Origin of the sequence: Streptomyces sp., assembly GCF_019510245.1 — a bacterium.
In the GTDB taxonomy this organism is placed as follows: domain Bacteria; phylum Actinomycetota; class Actinomycetes; order Streptomycetales; family Streptomycetaceae; genus Streptomyces.
Genome location: NZ_JAEKKT010000415.1, coordinates 1 through 3,038, shown reverse-complemented (window position 1 = coordinate 3,038; position 3,038 = coordinate 1). Strand labels below are relative to the sequence as shown.

Annotated in this window: 3 protein-coding genes and 2 pseudogenes; 1 reads left to right on the top strand and 4 read right to left on the bottom strand. The window is 70.2% G+C overall.

The features are described from left to right. The 4 genes and pseudogenes from JF597_RS53165 to JF597_RS53150 all read right to left on the bottom strand — a co-directional run. A pseudogene (locus JF597_RS53165) lies at nt 1-128 on the bottom strand (DUF2236 domain-containing protein); the annotation flags it as partial. 93 nt (nt 129-221) lie between these two features. Continuing rightward, entirely contained in the window at nt 222-1,277 is a 1,056-nt protein-coding gene (locus JF597_RS53160) for a polyprenyl synthetase family protein (RefSeq protein ID WP_294014185.1), read from the bottom strand. Next, nucleotides 1,267-1,551 carry a polyprenyl synthetase gene (locus tag JF597_RS53155; protein ID WP_294014184.1) on the bottom strand — a complete coding sequence of 95 codons (285 nt, stop codon included), beginning with the start codon at nt 1,549-1,551 and terminating at the stop codon, nt 1,267-1,269. Before JF597_RS53155 ends, JF597_RS53160 begins: the two co-directional genes overlap by 11 nt. 156 nt (nt 1,552-1,707) lie before the next feature. Continuing rightward, entirely contained in the window at nt 1,708-2,454 is a 747-nt protein-coding gene (locus JF597_RS53150; protein WP_294014182.1) for an SDR family oxidoreductase, read from the bottom strand. 334 nt (nt 2,455-2,788) lie between these two features. Between JF597_RS53150 and JF597_RS53145 the strand changes: the two are divergent. Then, a pseudogene (locus tag JF597_RS53145) lies at nt 2,789-3,038 on the top strand (MFS transporter); the annotation flags it as partial.

The following is a 3,038-nucleotide window of genomic DNA, read 5'->3' as shown; positions in this document are numbered from 1 at the left end:
GAGACATACCGCATCAGGGTGTTGAACGTGCCCACCTCCCCGCGTGCGAAGAGCTCGGTGACGGTGGCGTCGGCGAGTTCGTCCCCGGTTCGCCGCAGGGCGTCCAGTGATGCGTCGGTGTAGGCCACGACAGGGTTCCTCGTCTTCCTCTGGAACGTTCACGACAGGGCGGGAGAGGGCGCGGGCAGGGGAGGGGCAGGGCTGGCGCCGGATGCGAGGGGTCAGGACAGGCGTACCGCCGCGGAATGCGCCAGCGCGGTCAGTCCGCCGACGGCGTGCGCCGGAAGATCCAGTTCGTGCAGGACGCCGAGAGCCTCCTCGACCCGTGCCCCGATCATGCTCTCGATGCGGTCGGGCGCCTTCAGCCGGCGCATCACCTCTCGCAGCGCGTCCAGCCCCTTCCCGTCCGGGTCGTCCCGGCCCAGCAGCGTGTCCAGCAACTTCCGCTCCGCGTCGTCGGCGAGCCGCCATGTCTCCGCCAGCAGCGCGGTGGGCCGTCGGCCCCGCACATCGTCGGCATTGGCCTTGCCGGTGAGCTCGGGGTCCCCGAACAGTCCGAGCAGGTCGTCCCGCAGCTGGAACGCCTCGCCCAGCGGCAGCCCGTACGCCGAGTAGCCCTCGCGCAGCCGTACGCTCGCGCCGGCCAGCGCACCACCGATCAACAGGGGCTGTTCGACCGTGTACTTGGCGGTCTTGTAGCGGATCACCTTCAGCGACGCCTCGGTGTCCGGACCGGCACCGGTACGCAGGATCTCCAGACACTCGCCCGCGATCAGCTCACGGGCCATCACCGCCCACAACGGGCGGGCCCGGACGAGATACGCGGCGGGCAGACCGCTGGCCGCGAACAACTGCCCGGCCAGCGCCATGAGCAGGTCTCCCACCAGCATCGCCAAGGACCGCCCGGCGGCATCGGCGTCGGGACGCTTCCCTACGGCCGCGCGCAGGGCGACGTGGGTCGTGGGCCGGCCGTGCCGCAGCGGGCTGTCGTCGATGAGGTCGTCGTGCACGACCGCGGCGGCATGCACCAGTTCCATCGAGGCGGCCGCCCGCACCAGTGCGTCGCTGTCCGGCTGCCCCGCCGCCCGCCACCCCCAGTAGCAGAACGCCGCCCGCAGCCGTTTGCCGTGCGTGACCGCCGCCTCCAGTCTCTCGGCCACGGCGCCGAGCATCGGATCGACGGCCGCGAACTCGTCGGCCTCCCGGGCGACGAACCCCCGCAGCATCTCGTCCACGCGGGCCTTGAACAGGGTCGGCTCCCACCGCTCATACGCCACCGGCGGCCTTCCGGGCCAGGGCGCGCTGGGCGAGGATCTCCAAGTGGGCCGGAGGCACGCCCGCATACCGGTCCAGCACCAGACGCCCACGCGCCACGAGTTCGCGCTCCGCCTCCCCGGCCAGCTCGGTGGCGTCCGACCGGCGCAACAGCCCTCGCACCGTCCCCAGGGCCGAACCCACAGTGCTCACCGCGAGATCGGCCAGTCCGGCAGCCAGCAGAAGTGCCTGGCTGTCGCTGTTCCCGCCTCCGCGCGGTTCCGCATCTCGCGTCACGCCGTCTCCCTCGTCCGTCGTACGGCCAGGCGGCCCTGGGCGCGCACCGCCCTTGCGAGCATCGCGGCACCCAGGGGGCGGCCGTGGAGGAACTCACGATCGAGTGATCTCGTCGCTCTACCGTGCGGATCCAGCGGTTGGTTCCGACAAGACGCCTCAGCGGCGCGTGCTTCCGCCGTCCGCGACGACGATCTGCCCCGTGATGAACGCGGCGTCGTCGGAGGCGAGAAACGCGACGACACCCGAGACGTCGGCCGGCATCTGCACCCGCTTGATGTTCTGCATCCGCACGGTCTGCTCGAAGAATTCCTCGCTCGTCTTCTCCGCGGCCGTGGCCGTGCGGACCAGGCTCGCCGCGACGCCGTTGACGGTGATGCGGTGCGCGGCGAGGTTGGCGGCCAGGACAGAGGTGAGCCCGTTCAGCGCGCCCTTGGAGGAGATGTAGGAGACGAAGGGGGGCGGTGGAGTCCAGTAGCTCGACGACGTGATGTTGATGATCCGTCCCGCCCCGGACTCCTTCAGGTCCGGCAGGAACGCCTTGGAGGCCAGGAAGGGGCCGTCCACGTTGACGGCGAAGGTGCGACGCCACTCGTCGAAGGTCACGTGGTCGATGTCGGCGAGCAGTACGACGGCCGCGTTGTTCACCAGGATGTCGGCGGCGCCGAGCTCACGTCGGACCCGGGCGGCGAACTCCTGGATCGCGTCCTCGTCCGAGACGTCGACCTTGTCGCTGAAGAACCGCCGACCGGTCTGTGCGACGAGCTCGCGCGTCTCCTCGGCAGGGTCGATGTCCGCCACGGCGATGTCCGCGCCCTCCGCCGCGAGCCTGCGGGCGATCTCCTGCCCGATGCCCGTACTGCCCCCGGTCACGACGGCGGTCCTGCCCGTCAGTCTCCCAGTCATGAGTCACCACTCCCTCCGGGCGGCCATGGCAAGGCCGTCCTGCACGGATGGTGCGCTTCGGGACCGCGGATGAGCGGCGGCTTGTCCGTCCAATGAACATGGCCGTTGAGCGTGACGGGGCTCACTCCTAGCTTGACGCTGCTCGGCCGGTCGCCATCGCGCCGAGCAGTCTTCTGAATCAGGTCCGGTGGATGGGCGACGCGGAGACACTCCGCGAGCTCAGAGGCGGTACGGCAGCGGTGTTGCCGGGATGACCGCGACAACAAGCACCCACAGCAGGGTCCGGCAGCGGACGCCGGTTCCCGCAGCAGCGCTTCGCACCAAGGAGTCGTCCATGGTTCAGATCGATTCACCCAAGGTGGCAGGGGGAGAGGGTGGCAGATACACCCTGACCTCGGGCACCCTGGCCGCGGTGGTCCTCGCCGTGTGCCTCGCGCAGATGGCCCTTGCCGTCCCCTCGCTCATCAACGGGCTCATCCAGCAGGACCTCGCGCCGTCCTCGGTCCAACTGACGTGGATCACCGACGCGTTCATGCTTCCCGTGGCCGCACTGGAGCTGGGCTTCGGTGTGTTCGGTGACCTGT